A 20,083-nucleotide genomic window follows, 5' to 3' on the forward strand; every position below is an offset into this window, starting at 1 on the left:
CTCCCGCGTGTTAATCTCCCCTCGCCCCGATTAATCTTCCCCTTTCACCCCCGGGCGGCCGCCTGCCCCTTTTCGTTTTCCTCCCGGGCGTGCTCCCCCGCACTGGCCACCACCGCCAGCACATCCTCCGGCGCCATCGGCCGCGAATGGAGGAATCCCTGGAAGTAGCGGCACCCCATCTCCTTCAGGATATCCCGCTGGGCCTCGTCCTCCACCCCTTCGGCAACGGTCAGCATGTTGAGGTTTCTGGCCAGGTTGACCACCGACTGGGCGATAGCCTGATTGTTGCGGTTGCGGGTGATGTCCTTGACGAAGGAGCGGTCGATCTTCAGCACGGTGACCGGGAAGTTCTTGAGATAGCTCAGCGAAGAGTAACCGGTGCCGAAGTCGTCGATGGCGATCTTGCACTTCAGGTCGCGGATCTTGTTGAGGATCCTGGTCGCCTCCTCCGGCCGCTCGATGAGGCAGCTTTCGGTGAGCTCCAGCTCCAGCCGCTCCGGGTCGATCCCCGTCTCCTCAAGGATACCCTTGACGGTCTCGATGAGAGTGGGGGATTTGAACTGGGCCGCGGAGATGTTGACCGCTATGGCGAGGTCGGTCCCCAGCGCCCTCCAGGCCACCTGCTGAAGGCAGGCGGTCTTCAGCACCCACTCCCCGATCGGGACGATCTGCCTGGTCTCCTCGGCGATCGGGATGAAGCGGGTGGGCTCCACCTCCCCCAGCACCGCGCTGTGCCACCGCAAGAGGGCCTCCACCCCGATCACCTCCCCGCAGCGGAGGCAGACCTTCGGCTGGTAGACGAGGGAGAGCTCGTCGAACTCCAGGGCGTGCTGCAGGGCATGGATCAGGCTCAGCCGCTCGTGGAAGGCGTGGTCGAGCTGCTCGGAGAACATCCGGAAGGTATTGCGGCCGGCGTCCTTGGCGTGGTAGAGGGCGAGGTCCGCGTTCTTGCCGAGCGTCATGGGGTCCTCGGCGTCCTTGGGATAGAGCGCCACCCCGATGCTGGCGGTCACCAAGAGCTCCTGCCCCTCCAGTTGCACCGGCTCCCCGGTCGCCATCAGAAGCTTCTCCACCACGAACATCACCGTGCTCTCCCGCTGGACGTCGTGCAGGATGATGGCGAACTCGTCCCCTCCCAGCCGGCAGACCACGTCGTCGTCCCTGAGGATGTTGAGGTAGCGGACCGCCATCACCTTGAGGAGCTGGTCCCCGGCGGCATGCCCGAGGCTGTCGTTGACGTGCTTGAAGTTGTCGAGATCGAGGTAGATGAGGGCGAAGCCTATGTCGTGGCGCTTGCTGCGCGAGAGCGCCAGGTCGAGCCGGTTCTGCAGCAGGCGCCGGTTGGGAAGCCCGGTCAGCCCGTCGTAGTAGGCGAGCCGGTGCTTCTCGTTCTCGGCATAGCTGATCTCCCGGATCCGCTCGTCGAGGGCCAGGGTCATCTCGTCGAAGGAGCGCGCGAGCTGTCCGAGCTCGTCCTTGGTGTAGAGGAGCCCGCTTCGGGCCGAGAGGTCCCCTCCCTCCACGAGCTTGGCGGCATGGACGATCCGCTCCAAGGGCCTGATGATGAAGCGGCTGGCGAAGAGCCTGGTGAGCAGGGTGGTCAAGACGGCGGCCAGCGAGAAAACCAGCACCGAGATCCAGAGCGAGCGGCGGGCGGAGGCGGTGGCGATCTTTTCGGGGGTGGAGACCCGGATGTAGAGGTAGGGGGGGGAATCGGGGGAGAGGCGGAGCCTCTTGAAGGCTAGGTGCCTGCGGGCGCCGTCCAGGCCGACGCCGGTGAAGATCCCCTCGTCGTCGGGCCCGGTCATGTGACGCCTGAGGTCGGGGTGGTCCGGCTTGCCGTCCTGGTTGTCGAGTCCCAGGTGGGAGTAGCGCAACAGCACGGTCCCGCGGTGGTCGGTCAGGTTGACGATGGAGCCGGAGGGAAAGTTCTGGGCGTCGAAGCTCTTGGCGAAACCGTCGAGGTCCTGGGCGGCGTACAGCACCAGGATCGGCTGCTGCTTCTCGTTCAAGACCGGAAGCGCGAAATGGAGGGTGGGCTTGTGGACGGCGCGGGAGACGGCGTACTCGCCCGCCACGAACCTCTTCGTCCTCATCGCCTCCTTGAAGTAGCGCCGGTCCGCGACCGAGTACTGGATGGGGAGCGGCTGGATCACCCCGGTGGCGATCACCCGGCCGTCGACGTCGGCCACCCCGACGTTAAGCCCGGAGGGGCTCTTGGTCAGGATGAGGTTCAGAAGCTTCATGCACCCTTCGGGATCCTTGAGACGGATCTCGGGGTACTGGGAGAGGGCCACCATCAGGCTGCGCATCCCCTCCACCTCGGCGATGTGCTCGGCGGCGATGGCCCGCACCCCGGCGATGACCTTCTGTTCCGCTTCGTGGCGCTTGTCGAGATACTGGTTGAAGACGAACACGCAGAAGACCACGAAGATCGGGATACCCGAACCGAGCATGATCGCGACAATCATCGACCTGATGGAGCTGGCTTTAGACAACGTCTTTCCACCTCACGCCCGGCACTCTTCTCTCAAATCCGACAGCTTTCATTCGGTAATGCGGCACTGACATTGGATGAGGCGGGGACAAGCTTACTCAAAGAGGCAAAATATCACAAGCATAAATCAATTAAATCGATCCAATTACTTTCCGTAATAGCATGGGCCGGCGCCGGGTTCGCCGGTAAAGGAAGGGCGGTGAGCGCAACGCGCCGGCTTTCGAAAGACGCGCCGCTCCCGGGGTCAGGAGAAGACCTTCCGGATGGTCTCCCGAAGCTCCGGCAGGCGGTACGGTTTCTGGACGAACCCGGCGAGCCCCTGCCCGGCGAACTTCCTGGTCACCTCGGTCTGGGAGAAGCCGCTCGACAGGATCACCCTGGCCGCGGGGTCGAGGCGGCGCAGTTCGCGGAAGCACTCCTCGCCGTCCATGCGCGGCATGGTGAGATCCAGGATGACCAGCGAGATATCGCCGGCGGCGCGGTAGATCTCCAGCGCCTCCCGCCCGTCCGCCGCGGTCAGCGGGGTAAACCCGAGCGCCTCCACCATCTCGGTGCAGATCGCCCGCACGACCTCTTCGTCATCCACCACCAGGACCTTCCCCTCCCCCCTCCATGCCTCCGGGAGGCGCCCCTCGCCGGTTTCCGGCGGCCGCCGCTCGCCTGCCGGGAAGAGGACGGTGAAGGTGCTCCCCCCCCCCGGTTTGCTTTCCACCTTGATGGTCCCCCGGTGCCCCCTGACGATCCCGAGCACCGCCGACATCCCGAGGCCGCGGCCGGTGAACTTGGTGGTGAAGAAGGGATCGAAGACCTTGGCCAGCACCTCCGGCGGCATCCCGCACCCGCTGTCGGCCACCTCCAAAAAGACGTACTCCCCTTCCGGTATCCGCTCCGACAGCCAGGGCCCCTGCAGGTACCGCTCGTCGCAGCTGCGCGAACCGGTCCGGATCTCGATCCGTCCCCCCTCCTCCCCGAGCGCCTCGGAGGCGTTGATGACCAGGTTCATGACCACCTGGCGGATCTGGGTGGCGTCGGCATCGATGGGGGGGAGGGGGCGGCCCAGGCGGTAGACGAACTCGGCCTTCTTCGACAGGGAGACCTGGATCATGGGGCCGAGCTCCTCCACCAAAGCGCCGAGATCCACCGCCTCCACCACGAACCTCCCCTTGCCCGAGTAGGCGAGCATCTGGTTGGCAAGCTCCGCAGCCCGGCCGGCCGCCTTCTCGATCCGCTCCAGGTTCTCGCGGACCGCCGAGCCGTCCGGAAGGCGCATGAGGGCAAGGTCGGCGTTGCCGATGATGCCGGTGAGGATGTTGTTGAAGTCGTGGGCGATCCCCCCCGCCAGCACCCCGAGGCTTTCGAGCTTCTGGGTGTGGAGAAGCTGCCGCTCGAGGAGCCGGCGCTCCTCCTCCCCCTCCTTGCGGTCGGTGATGTCGCGGGCGGTGGCGTAGGTGATCCCGTCCGATGGGTCATGGACGGCACTCCAGGAGAGCCAGCGGAGCGAGCCGTCCTTGCAGACGTAGCGGTTCTCGAACCTCAGGGAATGGCCGATCTTCATCTGGCGGTGCATCTCCTCGACGGTCGCCTCCCGGTCGTCGGGATGGACGAACTCGAGGAAGGGGCGGGAGACGAGCTCTGCGGGGGAGTACCCGAGGATCTCGCTGCAGACCGGATTGACCTTCAGGAAGGCCCCCAAGGGATCCGCCATGCACATGAGGTCCTCGGAGGTCATGAACAGGGTGTAGTACTGCCCGAGCTCATGCTCGGCCCGCCGGGAGCCGGTGACGTCGTGGGCCGAGCCGTAGAAATGCTCGAGCCGGCCGGCGGCGTCGAAGCAGGCGGTGCTCGAATCGTGCAGCCAGCAGTAGCTCCCGTCCCGTTTCTTCAGGCGGTATTCGAGATCGAGGGTCACCGTCGGCCCGCTTCTTTTCGCGAACTCCCCGGCGAGGAAGGCGAAGACCCGCTCGCGGTCCTCGGGATGGAAGTACTCGTCCCGCAGCCGGTCGAGGGTCACCTTCCTGAACTCCTCCACCGGGTGGCCGGTGATCTGCTCGAAGCAGGGACTCAGGTAGTCGTACCCTCCCTTGAGCACGTTGAGGCGGTAGAGGACATGATGGCGGCTGTTGAGGGCCTGCGAGAAACAGCTGGTGGCGTTTTTCAGCCGGCGCATCTGGACGATCAGGACCGTGGCCAAGAGGAGGAGGAGCAGGATGAGCAGCAGGGAGGAGGCGATGAGAACGCCGGGGGCGCAGATGGAATCGGTGAAGGAGGCGGCCGCGGCGAGCGGCGCGTTTGCGGGGCCGCCGCCCACTGCGGACAGCGGGACGAGCGATAGAGACCGGTATGTTCGTTGTCGAACTGTCATGGAGATTCCCGGATGGAGCTTTGGATTACGGAATTATACCTCCCGGAGCATCGGGGACAACCCCATCTATCTCTTAACCGCTCAGAGTTTCTCTGGTAAACGTCCGCTCCAGGCAATTAATTGGATCAGGCGAAAAGGCTGTGAGCGGCCTCCCCGGCGGCTTGTCATATTGTTCATCCCTATGCCTACTGCTGTACTATAATGATCGGTGTAGATCAAGCGCTTCTTCAGTGGAGGTGAGTACATGATGACCAAGCGAAGCGTTTTTCCCGGACTGATACTGGTACTATCCCTCTCCTTGATCCCGGCGGCAGTAACGGCGCCGCTCGCCGCCGATGGGGGCATTCCCGCCTCCACCGGCAAGCCTCTCGACGAGATGCCGGTACTGACCGGGCACGACTGGGGTGTCCTGACACCGGAGACCAAGCTGGCCTTCATCCTGGGGGTGGGGCACGTGGTGACCATCGAGGAGAACATCATCGAGCGGCATCCGGATCTGCGGCGGAAGGGGTTCGTCGCCAAGCTGGCCGAGGGGCTGGCCGGGGTGCCGATGGACAGCATCGTCCGGACCATAGACACCTACTACACCGAGCACCCGGACGACCTGGGACTGCCGGTAATGGCGGTGATGTGGCAGCAATTGGTGCGGCCCAGACTCAAAACGGGGATCGCAGACCGTCCGTTTAGCGGCCAGGACTGACCGCAAAGCGGGGACGGTCTCAGGAGGCCAGGTATGAGACCAGTGAGATATCTGACGGTCGTCCTGGTGGCGGCCTTAACCTTTGGTTGTGTTGGTATGAACAGACAACAGCAGAGCACCCTCTCCGGCGGGGCCATCGGGGCCGCCGGAGGCGCCTTCCTCGGTGCCGTCAGCGGCGGAAGCCCGGCGGTCGGGGCTGTGGTCGGCGGTGCCGCCGGTGCTTTGACCGGCTTCATTCTCGGCGACCCGAGAAACGACCGGCATTACTACCGCCGTAGATAACGCCAGGGGACCGGCTCCTCCCGGGGCCGGTCCCGCCCGCCGTAGGCGTCACGGCCGGCCGTCTCCGGTCATGATTTGAGCCGCGGCGGGTAAGAGCACGCGGAAAACGCTCCCCTTCCCCGGCTCGCTCTCGATCTGCACCACCCCGCCGTGCCCGCGGACGATCCCCTGCACCGCGGACATCCCGAGCCCCCGGCCGGTGAACTTGGTCGTGAAGAAGGGGTCGAAGATCCTGGCCTGCGTCTCCTCGTCCATCCCGCAGCCGGTGTCGGCCACCTCCAGCACGACGTAGCACCCCGCCGCAGGCTCATCCCCCACCCAGGCGCCTTTCAGTTCCTCCCGCTCCCACCGCCGCGACCAGGTCCGGATGGCGACGGTCCCCGCCGTATCGCCCAAGGCCTCGCAGCCGTTGACCACCAGGTTCACGATCAGCTGGCGGATCTGGGTGACGTCCCCCTTCACCTCGGGAAGCGGCCGGGTCAGCTCCAGCCGGAGATCCACCGTGGCCGGGAGCGCGGAGAGCGTCGTCCGGCTCTGCTCCTCCACCACCGAATTGAGATCGATCGGCTCGACCACGAACATCCCCTTCCCGGAGTAGGCGAGCATCTGCCTGGCGAGGCCGGCCGCCTTGAGCGCCGACTGGCTCACCCGCTCGAGGTACTCCCGCAACGGCGAATCGGGCTTGAGCCGCATGAGGACGAGCTCGGTATTCCCCACGATGGAGGTCAGGATGTTGTTGAAGTCGTGGGCGATCCCCCCCGCCAGGACCCCGAGGCTCTCCATCTTCTGGGCATGCATGAGCCGGCGCTCGAGCTCCAGCCGCTCCTCCACGGCCCGCTTCTGGCCGGTGACGTCCCGGTTGAGGCCGATCATCCTGACCGGGGAGCCGTCGCCGTCCCGGATCACGATCCCGTCGGCTTTGATGTGTCTCACCGTGCCGTCCGGGGCGACCACCCGGAACTCGACGTCGAAGTCGCGCTCTCCCTCCAGGGCGGCGGCGCAGGCGGCCATCGCCCGCTCCTTGTCGTCGGGGTGCAGCTCGAGTAGCCACGTGTACACCGATCCGGTGAACTCCTCCCGGGGAATGCCGTAGAGCTCCAGCATCCGGTCGTCCCAGACCAGGGTTTCGTCCCGGATGTTCCAGTCCCAGACCCCGAGGTGCCCGGAGGTGGTGGCGAGCTGGAGCCGCTGCAGGGTCACCTGCAGCCGCCCCGCCATCTCGTCGAAGACCCGGCCGAGGGCGCCGAACTCCCCGCCGCCGGCGAGCGGTCCCACCCGGGCGCCGAGATCTCCCCCCGCAAGCTGCTGGGTGGCCCCGCGCAGCCTCGCCACCGGCTCGGCGATCGACCGTTTCCCGACGAAGACCGCCAAGAGGAATGCGCAGCCGGCGAACGGCAGGAGCATGGCGATGCTGTACACGAGCTTGCGGTTTTCGTTTTCCACCGCCGCCTTGAGCGACATCCCCGCGATCAGGTAGAGGTAGGGGGCCGGTTCTCCCGCAAGGCTCAGTGACCGCCAGCTGCTGATCCGCAGCTGCCCGTCGCTGCGAAGCAGCACCCCGGTCCCCCGGGCGCCCCCCTGCGACAGCGCCTTCCAAGCCTGCGGAGAGACCGGGGTCCCGAGCGGCTGCATGGTGTCGATCCCCCGGCTGAGCGTCAGCCCCCGGTGATCGACCAGCACGTAGTTGGTGTCCTTGGGGAGCCGGGAACGCTGCAGGACGGTGCGCATGATGGCGAGGTCGTAACTGAGGATCACCGTGCCGTGGAAACCGTTGCCGTTACGGGTGAGGGGGTAGGCGAACGACACGGTGGGGGAGTTGAGGACCCGGTGGAGTGCGTACTCGCCCGAGGAGAACCGCATGGTGGCCCGGGCGCTCTTGAAATAGCGGCGGTCGGCGATGGAGACCTCGTCCATGCCGTCGATGGAGGAGGCCCAGATCCGCCCGGTCTCGTCGGCGATCAGGATGCTCGTGTACTGGGGGTTCTTCTTGTGGATGCGGACGATGAGGGGCTCGACCTTCTCCTTGTTCCTGCTGTTCACCTCGGGGAGGTCGGCCAAGAGGCTCCCCAGAAGCTGCGCTTCGGTGACGAGCCCCTCCTGCCGGGCGGCGAGGTTGTCGGCAAGCTTCTGGGTTTCGATCTCCGCGTTGCGGTAGCTTTCGTGGCGGGCTCTGAGCCCGGAATAGAGGATGATCCCCAGCGCGGGAAGTGTCAGCAGGATGGCGATGGCGAGGAGCTGAATGCGAATCGGCAGTTGGGTGAATCTCGACATACGGAGACTCCTGCACTGTTTCATCACCCATGCATCAACGGGGAAAGGGCTTCGACTGAACGTGGCCTAATTCAATGACTATACCGTAAATGGTTTCCTTGGCAAACAGTTCCAGGGATTTGTCATAGCCCAGGGTACGGCGGTCTCCTATGTCAGGGGGCGGCAATCCTGATTCAATGCGGCACGGTAAAGTCCCCTTTTTCAAAGGGGGGAAGACAGGCGAATTAGGCCGGGGCGGAAAATCGCCGCCGATGAAGAAAGAAAAAGCCCCCGGTTCTCGCCGGGGGCTTTCATCACGGCTTGGTTACCGCAACAGCGGTGGATACGTTCCATGCGCTGTCGGCGTACCCGCTCTTCACCGCCTTGACCCGGAAGGTGTAGGTCCCGCTGGAGGGAACGGTGACGATGGAGACGGTGGCGGTTCCGCTATAGGCCGCCGTGTAAGTGCCGCCGGCCTTGCTGTACTGCAGCTGGTAGGTGACCCCGCTCACGTTGCTCGTGCCCCAGGCCACCTTGACGGTCCCGGTGCTGCTCGTGGCCGGGACCACGATCGGGGCGGGCATCCCGCAGACGAGGGTGACCGTGCAGCTGCTGGCCGCCGAGTACGGGCTGTCGGCATACCCGCCCTTCATCGCCTTGACCCGGAAGCTGTAGGTCCCGTTGGCGGTCACGGTGACCATCGCCACCGTGGTGGTGAGCGTGGCGGCTATCGTGTAGAGGCCGCCGTTTCTGCTGTACTCGAGCTGGTAGGTCGTCCCGCTCACGCTCCCGGCGGCCCAGGCCGCCTTGATGGTCCCGGTGCTGCTGGTGGCAGGCACGGTGAGCGAGGTGGGGGGACCGCAGGTGAGGGTGACCAGGCAGGTCGCGGCCGTCGAGTACGCGCTGTCGGCATACCCGCTCTTCATCGCCTTGACCCGGAAGGTGTAGCTCCCGCCGGAGGGGACGGTGACCATGGCCACCGTGGCGGTTCCGCTGTAGGCCACCGTGTAGGGGCCGCCCTCCTTGCTGTATTCGAGCCGGTAGGTCGTCCCGCTGACGCTCCCGGCCACCCAGGCGGCCTTGATGGTCCCGGTGCTGCTGGTGGCCGGGACGGTGAGGCCGGTGGGGGCGCCGCAGGTGAGGGTGACCAGGCAGGTGGCGGTCGCCGAGTACGGGCTGTCGGTGTACCCGGCCGCCTTGGCCTTGACCCGGAAGGTATAGCTGCCGTTGGCGGTGACGCCGACCGTCGCCACCGTCGCGGTCAGGGATGCCGCTACCGTGTAGGGAGCGCCGTCCTTACTGTACTCGAGCTGGTAGGTCACTCCCCCCACGCCCCCGGCGGCCCAGGCCGCCTTGATGCTCCCGGTGCCGTTGGTGGCCGGGACGGTGAGAGAGGTCGGGGCGCCCAGCTGGGGAGCGGTCAGGGAGATCGTGTTTCCGGCCGCGGTGTTGTTACCCCGGTTGTTATCCGTCTGCCGGTTGGTGTAATCCGCATAGGCCAGCAGGTAGTAGCTCCCCCCGCGGGTCAGGGCGGGGACGGTGACCGTTGCCGAGCCGCTGCTGCAGGCGCCGGGGGCGATGCCCGCCACGCTTCTGCTTCCGAGGAAGACGTCGTCGCTGGAGATCGCCAGGTCGGTCGAGAGGTAGAAGGCGACCAGGAACGCGGTGGCGGAGCCGGGACCGGCGTTGCAGACCGTGTCGGTGACGGTGATGGCGGCGTTCTGGGTGGCGGACGCAGGGCCGGCGACCGACTGCATCGCGAGGTCGACCGGCGGAAGACGCGTGATATCGATGGTGACGGTGGCCCGGTTGCCCAGGGTGTCGGTCGCGGTTACCACCACCGGGTTGTCACCGATGTCGAGGTTGACGGAGAGGCTGAAGTAACCGTCGGCGGCCCGCGTTTCCACCACGGCCCCGTCGATCGTCACCTGGCTCACTCCCGAGGGGTCGGTCGCCGTCCCGGAGATGAGCGTGGCGGGGAGCGTGGTGCTGTTCCCTTCCGAGGAGGTCGCCGTCAGTTCGGGGGGCAGGCTCCGGGTAGTGAGGGTCAGCGGGATGGAGGTGGCGTTCCCCGCTTCGTCGCTGCTGGCCGCGGCGAGGTAGTAGGCGGTCGCCTCCTTCAGGTTGGAGAGGACCACCCGGTGCTGCGTCACCAGCGTCCGGTCGGTCACGTTTGCCCCCAGTGCCTGGGTATCGCCGTACTCAACGACCGAGTTCGCGGGCTCGTCGCTGTTCCAGCTGACCGCGCCACCGGTGTCGGTGACTGCGGTGACGGTGGCGGCGGAGAGTACCGGCGGCGTGTCGTCCACCGTGGCGGTGGCGGTTGCCGTGGCCGGGTTCCCGGTCCCGTCGTTGCCGTCGTAGTAGATGGCCGTGATGGCGTCGCCCCCGGATACCTGCAAACGCCCGTCGTTAGGGACCGCCGTCCCCGGGGCGAGCGGGAGCCGTCCGGTGAAGATCGCGCTGGCGGGCCCGCTCTCGGTGAGAAGCACCCGCTCTCCGGCCTGCTCGCTGCCGCTCACAACCAGTACCGATACCTGCTCGGCCCGGGCGGGATCGGTGTCCAGGTCACGGTCCACCACCCTGATGTCGAGCACGCCACTGGACGAATAGAATTTGCGGTCGAGGACGATGACCCCTCTCGGGGTGGGCCCGATCACGCCGGTGACCGCCAGGGCGAACGGTTGGGGCCCCATCGGGACGTTGTAGGCGGTGACGGCCGCCCGGTAGACACCCGCCGCTGGGGCCTTGATCAGCACCTGCTCCTCGACGTTGAGGCGGTCCGGCGCGCCCCCGGCCACCGACGCCCCGTTGAAGAAGGCGTTGCCGGGATAGACGCTCCCGTCCGGCCCGGTCACCGTCAGGTCGAGGTCGTTGACCAGGGCCCGGGAGGCGCCGGTCGCGCCGGGATAGTCGGTCCAGGTAAGGGTAACCTTGAGCGGCTGGCTCGCGTCGGCCACCGGGATCTCCTTGATCCAGCTGCCGCCGGTTTGGAGCCCCGCCGTCTCGTCGGCCACCTGCAGGCTCTTCCCGTCTCCCGCGAAGAAAAGGGCGTCGTCCAGCGTGATCCGTCCCCACCCCTGCCCGGTGGAGGGGATGGTCCCGCCGGTGGAGGTCCCGGTCATCTCGCGGGCGCTGTTGATGAGGACCGCGCGGATGAGGGCCGCCGACGGGACGAAGGCGGCGGAGGGGGAGGCAAACCCGTCCGGATAGTACCCTTCGGTGAAGTACTGGCGGATCAGGGCGGCGGCTCCGGCCACCGCCGGGGTGGCCATCGACGTCCCGCTCATGGTGAGGGTCCCGCTGTTGTAGCTCCCTTTGACGCCGTCGGAGTCGGCGGAGACGATCTGGTAGCCGGGGGCGGTGACCGTCGGCTTGATCCGGCCGTCGGCGGTGGGGCCGTTGCTGCTGAAGGTGGCGAGGTTGTCGGCGCCGCTGCCGTTGTAGGTGGCGCCGACGCTGACCACGTTCTTGGCCGTGGCAGGCTCCCCTACCGTCCCGCTGGACGGCCCGGAGTTGCCGTTGGCGAAGAGGGCGAGAAACTCCCGGTGTTCCCAAAGGAAGCGGTCGGCGCTCGCTGCGAAGGGACCGTAACTATTGGTGCTGCTCCCCCAGCTGTTGGTATGGAGGCGGGCACCGGCGTCGTAGGCGGCGGAGAACAGGAGGCCGAGGTCGCTGGGGGGATAGACGTAGGAGCTGGCCCCCGCGGTGAGATCCTGCAGGAAGATCCGGGCCTTGGGAGCCATCCCGTTGGCGGTGGCGGATCCGTCGACCGGGGTACGGTCGCCGCTGAGCGTTCCGCAGACGTGGGTGCCGTGCCCGGGGGTGTCGGCATCGTAATCGTCGCCGTAGGTGCTGCTGTAGCCTGCCAGCTTCCGGTGAGTGGGGCCGATGGGCGCTCCCGCCGGGTCCCGAAACCAGGGCATGTCATAGTCGAGGCCGCTGTCCCCCACCCCGATGATCTGCCCCTCCCCGTGCAGGTTCCGGTCCCAGATCGCCATCCGTTGCGGGAGGTTCCCCTGGATGACCCAGGCCGTCGTGTCGTTGAGAAGCTCCATCTCCGTGTGTTCGTCGATCCAGCTCACCTCTTCCATAAGGGCAAGCTCGGAGAGCATGGCGGGGGGCACCGCCACCCGCAGGCCGTCTGGCCCCACGTCGAGGACCTCGCCTCCCTTGCGCTGCACCGTGGTAAGCACTTTTTTCAGCTGGGCGGGTTCGTCGAGCTTCAGATGCACGGTGACCCGTTCCCCGGCAGGAGCGGCGAGGTGGCGGCCCCGGAGCCGTTCGTGGAGCTTCAGCTCCGGCTGGAAGCGGGCAACCCCCTCGATGTAGGGGAGCCTGACGACCGCTTTCCGTGCGCCGTCGTCCATCACGGCACGGAAGGCGAACTCCGGAAGGTAGTCGGTAAGGCGGCAACCGAGCTTTTCCACCTCCTCCTTCTGCCCGGCACCGATGGGGCCCGAGAACTTGACGATCCAGGCGCGGGGACCCTGCTCCTCCCGCACCTTAGGCAGGGCCGGCACCGCCTGCTCCTCCCCTCGCAGCTCGATCACCGTCCCGTTGACTCTCACCTCGTGCCCAGCGGGCACGGCGGCCCAACTCCCCCTACCGGCCGGCAAAAGGAGGAGAAGGGAGATGAAGGTAAATATCCAACGAATGTTAGCCATGGCTCCCTCCTTTACTAGGTGGTTCGCTTCCCGTCGCTGTCACTGGCGAAAACGTGACGGCACGGTCAGTTGCGCGGATTGACCCGGCACCACGAGTACGGAAGAAGACACGCTCTATTACATTTGATTGTTCAGTTGCAGGCGCTGGAAAAAACGCTCTGCCAGTATGCTTAAGGTCCGGCATTCACCAGGTACACTCCTGCGCAAAGCCTCTGTCGATCGCCTCTTTGAGAATCTTCGAGAATCGATGCAGGAAGTATATTCCTTTGCCAACGCCGCTGAAATCGGCCAAAAGGTTATTTAATTTGCAGCTAAGACGGGTAATTCAATGGACGGTCCCGGCGATAGCCGAAGCGGTACGCCGGGTAGCGACAGCCGGATTACCACCGGGGGCCCTTCGGAGTAGTACCGGGCGAGGGAGCGGCCTAGGCCGGGTGGAGAGGCGAAGGGGGAATAATGGGCGGAACGTGCTTCAGGCGGTGGGGAAGAGCGGGGTGGCCGATTTCAGCTTGAGGGCGAGGGGGACGAGCTGGGCGCGGGTGGAGACGTTGGCGGTCTTGAAGATGCGGCCGAGGTGGGTCTTGACGGTATGCTCGCTCATGTTGAGGCGGGAGGCGATCTCGCGGTTCTTCAGCCCCTCCGCCACCAAAAGGAGGATCTCCCTCTCCTTTTTGCTGAAGCTTTCCAGCGGCGCCGGGGTTTGCATGGGGAAGGAGTTGTGGAGGTAGGCCTTGAGTTTGAGGTGGTCGATCCAGAGCTCCCCTTCGAGAACGGTCTGCAACGCCTTGAGGAAGAGGTCCGAGCCGGTGTCGGTCGAGATCACGCCGTCGAGCTTGTGGGTGAAGAGGAGCCGGACGATCTCCTCCTCGGCCAGCCCGGTGTCGACCAGGAGGACCTTCGTGTTGTCCCACCTGGCCGGCCGCGGCTCCTCGAGGGCGGCCACATCGACGAGGATGAGGTCGAAACTGGCAGCGAGGTCGGTGCCGCCATCGTAGCCGATGTGCGCCACGTAGCAACCGGAGCTCCGCATGATTCCCTGCAACCCCTCGCAGAGAAGGCGGCTGCTCAGATTGATGAGAATGTTTGCTGGCGTGGTTCCCATGTCCCCTCACAGGTGGGCAGGCAAAGGCACCGGATCCTTCTTCAAGGTCGGTCAGCATATTCTCATAGCTAAAGCGGACTTCGATCCTGGCCACGGTCATGGCGCTCTTAAAATCCCGACCGCCAAGACAGACCGGAGTCCGTCAATCACTCAAGCCGCAAAATTGCTTTTATTATACAGCAACTTCTCCGGGTGCATCCAGCACCGGTCAAAAACTGATACACCACCCCTGCCCCTTCGTCAAGGACGCACCTCCACAAATTCAGAGGCCGGGCTCCCTTACTATTACGTCCACCATTCTCCCACCATTCTTTCTCGCCTGCCAGCCGATGGACCTCCCCGCCTTACGAACCGGTGGCAGGGGCGGCGTTCCCAGACGACAAAAAAGGGCACGGGATCGATCCCGTGCCCTTTCTGCATGGCTTCCGGTTACTCCGGCACCGGTGGCGAATCCGTTGTCGGCTTCCCTTACACGCTGTCGGAAACCTTTACAACGTCTGCACCCGCTGCCGGATCAGACGTTCCGGCGCCGTTTCCCGTAGATGGCCAGGCTCAGGACCCCTGCCCCCAGCATCATCATGGTCCCCGGCTCCGGTACGGGCGCCGGGTCGTCGCCGCCGTTCCCTGCAAACCCGGAGACAACGCCATCCTTGGTGAAGATGTGGGCACCTGCCTCGTAGCCGTCGGCGTTGGCCACCAGCACGTCGTCGACGCTGTTCCAGAGCGTGCTCGACGTATCGGTCAAGGTGAAGGTGAGGCTGTCCACCGCGCAGGAGTAAGCGCCGTTGCCGCTGATCTTCAGGTTGAAGTGGCCGAAATCGCTCACCACCCCTCCGCCGCTTTGGGGAGAGGCATAGCCGGTGTGGATGCCGCCGCCGCTGTTCTTCCCGCCGGTCCAGCTGAAATTGGTCGCCGTGGCCGATCCGCCGCCGGTGTTGAGGGCAACCGAACCGCCGCCCCCGAGCATGTAGCTGTCGAGCCCGGTCATGGTCACCATAGCGGTCTTCGGAGTGAGCAGATCGATCTGAAGCGTCGCGTAAGGGCCGAGATACCCGGCATTCACCAGCTCGGCGTTCCCCACACCGATAGTCAGCGTCTCGCTGCCAAGGATCGGGGTGGCCGATGCGCCCATCGGCAGGGCAAGAGAAGCCAGCAGACCAAGTCCCGCAATCACACTCAACTTGCATTTCATAACACGTTCCTCCAGACATTTACTGTTGATCTACGAATAGCCGCTTGGTTTACCACGATGGCCTGATCCCGAATCATCCTTGCCTGATTCTGACTGCCTCTTTCTGCACCTTACGAATCGCACGCCGCCGGTTTGCTGCGCCTTCCGTGATGCGGGAAACGATAAATTGACCGGTGTGGCGACAGGTTCAGCAACCTGCATGCCAAATTTGGAAGACATTAATTTATAAACTCTTTCAATACCCGGAACCGGTTGCCGCGCACGCCTCTGTAAATTTTTCCGACGCCGTGTAGGAAATTGTCGAATCCCTCTACTACTGCGAAGACCCGCCGGGTTACTATCCGAGCGTTCCGCAGTGCCCGGAAGGATGGGAGGTAATTCCGCGCGGAAGTGCCCGCGGCCACAGATCGCTCGCTCGAGAGGTTACCGCGGGCTAACCGATCGATTTTCTATCACTTTCACTGATTTCACTTTTTTGACCTAGATCAAGCGAACCAATAGAATCCTGTTCTAAGCTTGCGCTGTATTATCGGAGAAAAGCGGCAGGGGCAGGTGCGGCTAGCGGCTTACCGGGAGCATTGGCGGCCTGGAGGCCACAAATATAGAGGGACGGAAGGGAGATTTCCTATGGCAGGTTGGTTCGCAAAACTAGGCAATGGGCTCGTGGTGCTGGCACTTTTGGCGGTCGCCGGTACCGCTCGGGCCGAGGGCGGCAAGGAACTCTTCGAGAAGCAGTGCGCAGGCTGCCACAGCATCGGCGGCGGAGACGGCGGAGGGCCGGACCTGAAAGGGGTGGGGGCCAGGAGACCGGCGGCGTGGATCGTGCGGATCATCACCGAGCCCGAGAAGCTGACCGCGGAGAAGGACGCCACCCAGGCCGAGCTGGTGAAGAAATTCGGCATGGAGATGCCCAACCTCGGGGTCTCCCGCGACGATGCCCAAAAGATCGCCTCCTTTTTAGGAGCGGGCTCCGGCGGCGGCGCTCCGGCGGCAGGCGCTCCGGCGGCTGCTCCCGCAGCGGGCGACGCCAAGGGCGCGGAACCCCCCAAAGAGGTGGTGGTGACCAAGGAGCTCCTCGCTACCGGCGTCCAGCTCTTCACCGGCAAGCAGCCCTTCGCCAAGGGGGGCGCCCCCTGCGTCTCCTGCCACCGTCTGGGCTACCCCGGGATCGACGGCGGGGTGCTGGCCGCCGACCTTACCAGCAGCTACGAGAAGATGGGTGAGAACGGGATACACGGCGTCCTCAAGGGGCTGAGCTTCCCGGTCATGAAGAAGATCTACGCCGACCGCCCGTTGACCGATGACGAGATCGCCGCCCTCACCGCACTCTTCAAGGACGCGTCCGCGAAGAAAGCACCTACCCGGGATCCCTACCCGGCCGCCGGGCTCGGCTTCTTCGCCCTCCTATTCGTCGCCGCCATCATCTTCAAGAGGAGAATCAGATAATGTCGTCCAACAGGATCAAAGACGATCTTCGTCCCGAATCCCGTAACTGGGAGGAGTTTTACCGCAACCGCTGGCAGTACGACAAGGTGGTCAGGAGCACCCACGGCGTCAACTGCACCGGCGGCTGCAGCTGGATGGTTCACGTGAAGGACGGCATCGTCGGGTGGGAGCTGCAGGCCAACGACTATCCCCAGTTCGACGGTTCGGTCCCCAACCACGAGCCGCGCGGCTGCGCCCGCGGCATCAGCTTCTCCTGGTACCTCTACAGCCCGATGCGGGTCAAGTATCCCTACCTGCGGGGAGCGCTCCTCGACCGCTGGACCGAGGCGAGAAAGCGCTTCGACGATCCGGTCGAGGCCTGGGCCAGCATCGTGGAGAACCCCGAGACCCGCGCCTCCTACACCTCCAAGCGCGGCATGGGGGGGATGCGGCGCGGCGACTGGGACACGGCGATCGAGATCATCGCCGCCTCCAACATCTACACCGCCAAGAAGCACGGACCGGACCGGGTGATCGGCTTCTCCCCGATTCCCGCCATGTCCATGATCAGCTACGCGGCGGGGACCCGCTTCCTCCAGCTCTTCGGCGGGGTCGCCATGAGCTTCTACGACTGGTACTGCGACCTCCCCCCCGCCTCCCCGCAGGTCTGGGGCGAGCAGACCGACGTGAACGAGTCCGCCGACTGGTACAACGCCTCCTACGTGGTCCTCTGCGGCTCCAACGTCCCGATGACCCGCACCCCCGACGCCCACTACCTCGCCGAGGCCCGCTACCGCGGCACCAAGGTGGTGGTCATGTCGCCCGACTACTCGATGGCCAGCAAGTTCGCCGACGCCTGGCTCCCGGTGGAGCAGGGGCACGACGGCGCCTTCTGGATGGCGCTCAATCACGTCCTCCTCAAGGAGTTCTACGCCGACCGCGAGGTCCCCTTCTTCATGGATTACGCGAAGAAGTACACCGACCTCCCCTTCCTGGTGAAGCTGGAGCAAAAAGACGGCACTTGGCGCCAGGGAGACCTTCTGCGCGCCGACGAATTCGAGCGCTCCGCTTCCCTGGAACACGCCGACTGGACCCTGTGCGTCGCCACCAAGGACGGCGAGGTGCGGGTTCCCCACGGAAGCCTCGGCTCCCGCTGGAGCAAGGAAGAGGGTAAGTGGAACCTCGACATGAAGGACATGATCGACGGAAGCGAGATCGACCTGGCCCTTACCCTGTTGGGTAGCGACGCCGCCCAGGTCCGTTTCGTCGTCGAGGGTGAGAAGGATCAGCTTCGCGAGGTACCGGTCAGGCGGGTGGCGACCAAGTCCGGCGAGGTGATGGTGACCACCGTCTTCGACCTGGTGATGGCCCAGTTCGGCGTCTCGCGGGGACTCAAGGGGGACTACCCGGCCGACTACGAATCCGAGCTCCCCTTCACCCCGAAGTGGCAGGAGAAGCATACCGGCATCGACGCGGCGACCCTCATCCAGATCGCCCGCGAATGGGGGACCAACGGGGAGCAGAGCGGCGGCCGCAACATGGTGATCATCGGCGCCGGCGTGAACCACTGGTACCACAACGACCTGATCTACCGCGCCGCCATCACCGCGCTCCTCCTCACCGGGAGCGTCGGCCGTAACGGGGCGGGGCTTGCCCACTACGTCGGCCAGGAGAAGGTGGCGCCGCTCTCCCCCTGGACCTCGATCGCCATGGCCCACGACTGGGTGAAACCGTCCCGGCTGCAGAATACGCCGAGCTTCTGGTACCTCCACTCGGACCAGTGGCGCTACGACCGGAGCTTCGTCGACTACTTCAAGCCGGAGACCGGGGAAAAGATGCCGGTCCACGCCGCCGACTTCAACGCCAAGGCGGTCCGGATGGGGTGGCTCCCCTTCGCCCCGCACTTCGACGCCAACCCGCTGAAGCTCGTCGAGCAGGCCAAGTGCGAAGGGTGCCAAAGCGACGCCGAGATCAGGGATTGGCTGGTCGCGCGGCTCAAAAGCGGGAAGACCCGCTTCGCGGTCGAGGACCCCGACGGCGCCGGCAACTCCCCCAAGGTCTGGTTCATCTGGCGCGGCAACGCCATTTCCTCCTCGGCCAAGGGGCACGAGTTCTTCCTGAAGCACGTGATCGGCTCACCCAACAGCAACGTGAGCGCCAAAGAGGTCGCCAAGGGGGCGGTGAAGGATGTCGTCTGGCACGACAAGGCACCCGAGGCGAAGGTCGACCTGGTGGTCGATCTCAACTTCCGGATGGACACCTCCACCCTCTACTCCGACATCGTGCTCCCGGCCGCCACCTGGTACGAGAAGAGCGACCTTAACACCACCGACATGCACTCCTTCGTGAACTGCATGGACGCCGCGGTTCCCCCTTCCTGGGAATCGAAGAGCGACTGGAAGATCTTCAGCCAGATCGCCAAGAAGGTAAGCGAGCTTGCCGAGCGCCACCTCCCGAACCCGGTCAAGGACGTGATCGCCGCGCCGCTTCTGCACGACACCCCGGGCGAGATCGCCCAGCGGACCGTCAAGGACTGGAAGCTCGGCGAATGCGAGCCGATCCCCGGCAAGACCATGCCGAACCTGGCGGTGGTGGAGCGCGACTACCCGAACATCTACAACCGCTTCATGTCGCTTGGTCCCGAGATCGGGCACCTCGGCTCGCACGGCAACTACTACGACGCCGACGACGAGGCGGACAAGCTCAAGGAGACCCTCCCGACCCGGACCTTCCAGGGCGAGCGCCGGGTAAACCTGGAGGACGAGCGGACGGTGGCGGACGTCATCCTCTCGCTCGCCTCCGAGACCAACGGCGAGCTCGCCCACCGCGCCTTCCAGAAGCTGGAGAAGCGGGTCGGCAAGCCGCTCTCCCAGATCTCCGAGGGTAACCGCGACTTCAGGATGAAGTGGGAAGACGTGACCCAGAAGCCGCGCCGCGCCATCACCTCCCCGATCTGGAGCGGGCTCATGAACGACGGGCGCCCCTACGCCCCCTTCACCCTCAACGTGGAGCACGACGTTCCCTGGCGCACCCTCTCCGGGCGGCAGACCTTTTACCTCGATCACCCGTACTACCGGGAGTTCCACGAGGCGCTCCCCACCTTCAAGGGGAGACTCGACCCGTCGCTTCTGGACGAGACCGAGGGGGAAACGGGGCTGGTCTTGAACTTCCTGACCCCGCACGGCAAGTGGGGGATCCACTCCACCTACAGCGACAACCTGAGGATGCTCACCCTGTCGCGCGGCGGCCAGGCCGTCTGGTTGAACGACGAGGACGCGGCCGGGGCCGGGATCGAGGACAACGAGACGGTGGAGATGTACAACGCCAACGGCGTCGTGGTCTGCCGCACCATCGTCTCCTCCCGGATCCCGAAGGGTGCCGCCATCATGTACCACGCGCCGGAGAGGACCCTCAACATCAAGAAGTCCAAGAAGACCGGCAAGCGCGGAGGCGTCCACAACAGCCTCTCGCGGATCCGCCTCAAGCCTACCCTCATGCTGGGAGGCTACGCCCAGGCGAGCTACTACTTCAACTACTGGGGCCCCACCGGGGTGAACCGCGACAGCTACGTGGTGGTGAGAAAACTCAACCAGGCGGGCTAACGAT

10 protein-coding genes are annotated in these 20,083 nt (G+C 65.2%); 4 read left to right on the forward strand and 6 right to left on the reverse strand.

The window, feature by feature from the left end; genetic code table 11:
• Positions 1-44 precede the first annotated feature (44 nt).
• A complete protein-coding gene (locus L4X63_RS15225; RefSeq protein ID WP_250679500.1) occupies positions 45-2,498 on the reverse strand; it encodes a bifunctional diguanylate cyclase/phosphodiesterase in 2,454 nt (817 codons plus the stop codon).
• A gap of 243 nt (positions 2,499-2,741) precedes the next feature.
• Positions 2,742-4,859, reverse strand: coding sequence for a PAS domain-containing hybrid sensor histidine kinase/response regulator (locus tag L4X63_RS15230; protein WP_250679501.1), 2,118 nt, complete (start codon positions 4,857-4,859; stop codon positions 2,742-2,744).
• A gap of 244 nt (positions 4,860-5,103) precedes the next feature.
• On the opposite strand from L4X63_RS15230, the gene L4X63_RS15235 reads away from it, so the two are divergent.
• On the forward strand, positions 5,104-5,559 hold the full coding sequence (locus L4X63_RS15235) for a hypothetical protein (protein ID WP_250679502.1): 456 nt from the start codon (positions 5,104-5,106) through the stop codon (positions 5,557-5,559).
• Between the two features lie 33 nt (positions 5,560-5,592).
• A complete protein-coding gene (locus L4X63_RS15240; protein WP_250679503.1) occupies positions 5,593-5,841 on the forward strand; it encodes a YMGG-like glycine zipper-containing protein in 249 nt (82 codons plus the stop codon).
• 48 nt (positions 5,842-5,889) lie between these two features.
• On the opposite strand, the gene L4X63_RS15245 is transcribed toward L4X63_RS15240, so the two are convergent.
• The 4 genes from L4X63_RS15245 to L4X63_RS15260 all read right to left on the reverse strand — a co-directional run bounded on the left by L4X63_RS15245 (position 5,890) and on the right by L4X63_RS15260 (position 15,052).
• A complete protein-coding gene (locus L4X63_RS15245) occupies positions 5,890-8,112 on the reverse strand; it encodes an ATP-binding protein (RefSeq protein ID WP_250679504.1) in 2,223 nt (740 codons plus the stop codon).
• A gap of 293 nt (positions 8,113-8,405) precedes the next feature.
• Entirely contained in the window at positions 8,406-12,758 is a 4,353-nt protein-coding gene (locus L4X63_RS15250; protein ID WP_250679505.1) for a S8 family serine peptidase, read from the reverse strand.
• Between the two features lie 472 nt (positions 12,759-13,230).
• Positions 13,231-13,860, reverse strand: coding sequence for a helix-turn-helix transcriptional regulator (locus L4X63_RS15255; RefSeq protein ID WP_250679506.1), 630 nt, complete (start codon positions 13,858-13,860; stop codon positions 13,231-13,233).
• Positions 13,861-14,374: 514 nt separating this feature from the next.
• On the reverse strand, positions 14,375-15,052 hold the full coding sequence (locus tag L4X63_RS15260) for a PEP-CTERM sorting domain-containing protein (protein WP_250679507.1): 678 nt from the start codon (positions 15,050-15,052) through the stop codon (positions 14,375-14,377).
• Positions 15,053-15,679: 627 nt separating this feature from the next.
• Here L4X63_RS15260 and L4X63_RS15265 point away from each other — a divergent pair.
• Positions 15,680-16,498: a c-type cytochrome gene (locus L4X63_RS15265; RefSeq protein WP_250679508.1), complete on the forward strand. Its 819-nt coding sequence runs from the start codon at positions 15,680-15,682 to the stop codon at positions 16,496-16,498.
• The gene (locus L4X63_RS15270) at positions 16,498-20,079 is read left to right on the forward strand and encodes a nitrate reductase subunit alpha (protein WP_250679509.1); all 3,582 of its coding nucleotides are present in this window, start codon (positions 16,498-16,500) and stop codon (positions 20,077-20,079) included. The genes L4X63_RS15265 and L4X63_RS15270 overlap by 1 nt, the downstream gene beginning before the upstream one ends.
• Positions 20,080-20,083: the final 4 nt, after the last annotated feature.

This window comes from Geomonas sp. Red32 (assembly GCF_023652955.1).
Lineage (GTDB): Bacteria > Desulfobacterota > Desulfuromonadia > Geobacterales > Geobacteraceae > Geomonas.

Bases quoted from the DNA above. Each gene is read 5' to 3' on its own strand.
- L4X63_RS15230 (WP_250679501.1), bottom strand. From the start codon at position 4,859: ATGACAGTTCGACAACGAACATACCGGTCTCTATCGCTCGTCCCGCTG.
- L4X63_RS15235 (WP_250679502.1), top strand. From the start codon at position 5,104: ATGATGACCAAGCGAAGCGTTTTTCCCGGACTGATACTGGTACTATCC.
- L4X63_RS15240 (WP_250679503.1), top strand. From the start codon at position 5,593: ATGAGACCAGTGAGATATCTGACGGTCGTCCTGGTGGCGGCCTTAACC.
- L4X63_RS15245 (WP_250679504.1), bottom strand. From the start codon at position 8,112: ATGTCGAGATTCACCCAACTGCCGATTCGCATTCAGCTCCTCGCCATC.
- L4X63_RS15250 (WP_250679505.1), bottom strand. From the start codon at position 12,758: ATGGCTAACATTCGTTGGATATTTACCTTCATCTCCCTTCTCCTCCTT.
- L4X63_RS15255 (WP_250679506.1), bottom strand. From the start codon at position 13,860: ATGGGAACCACGCCAGCAAACATTCTCATCAATCTGAGCAGCCGCCTT.
- L4X63_RS15260 (WP_250679507.1), bottom strand. From the start codon at position 15,052: ATGAAATGCAAGTTGAGTGTGATTGCGGGACTTGGTCTGCTGGCTTCT.
- L4X63_RS15265 (WP_250679508.1), top strand. From the start codon at position 15,680: ATGGCAGGTTGGTTCGCAAAACTAGGCAATGGGCTCGTGGTGCTGGCA.
- L4X63_RS15270 (WP_250679509.1), top strand. From the start codon at position 16,498: ATGTCGTCCAACAGGATCAAAGACGATCTTCGTCCCGAATCCCGTAAC.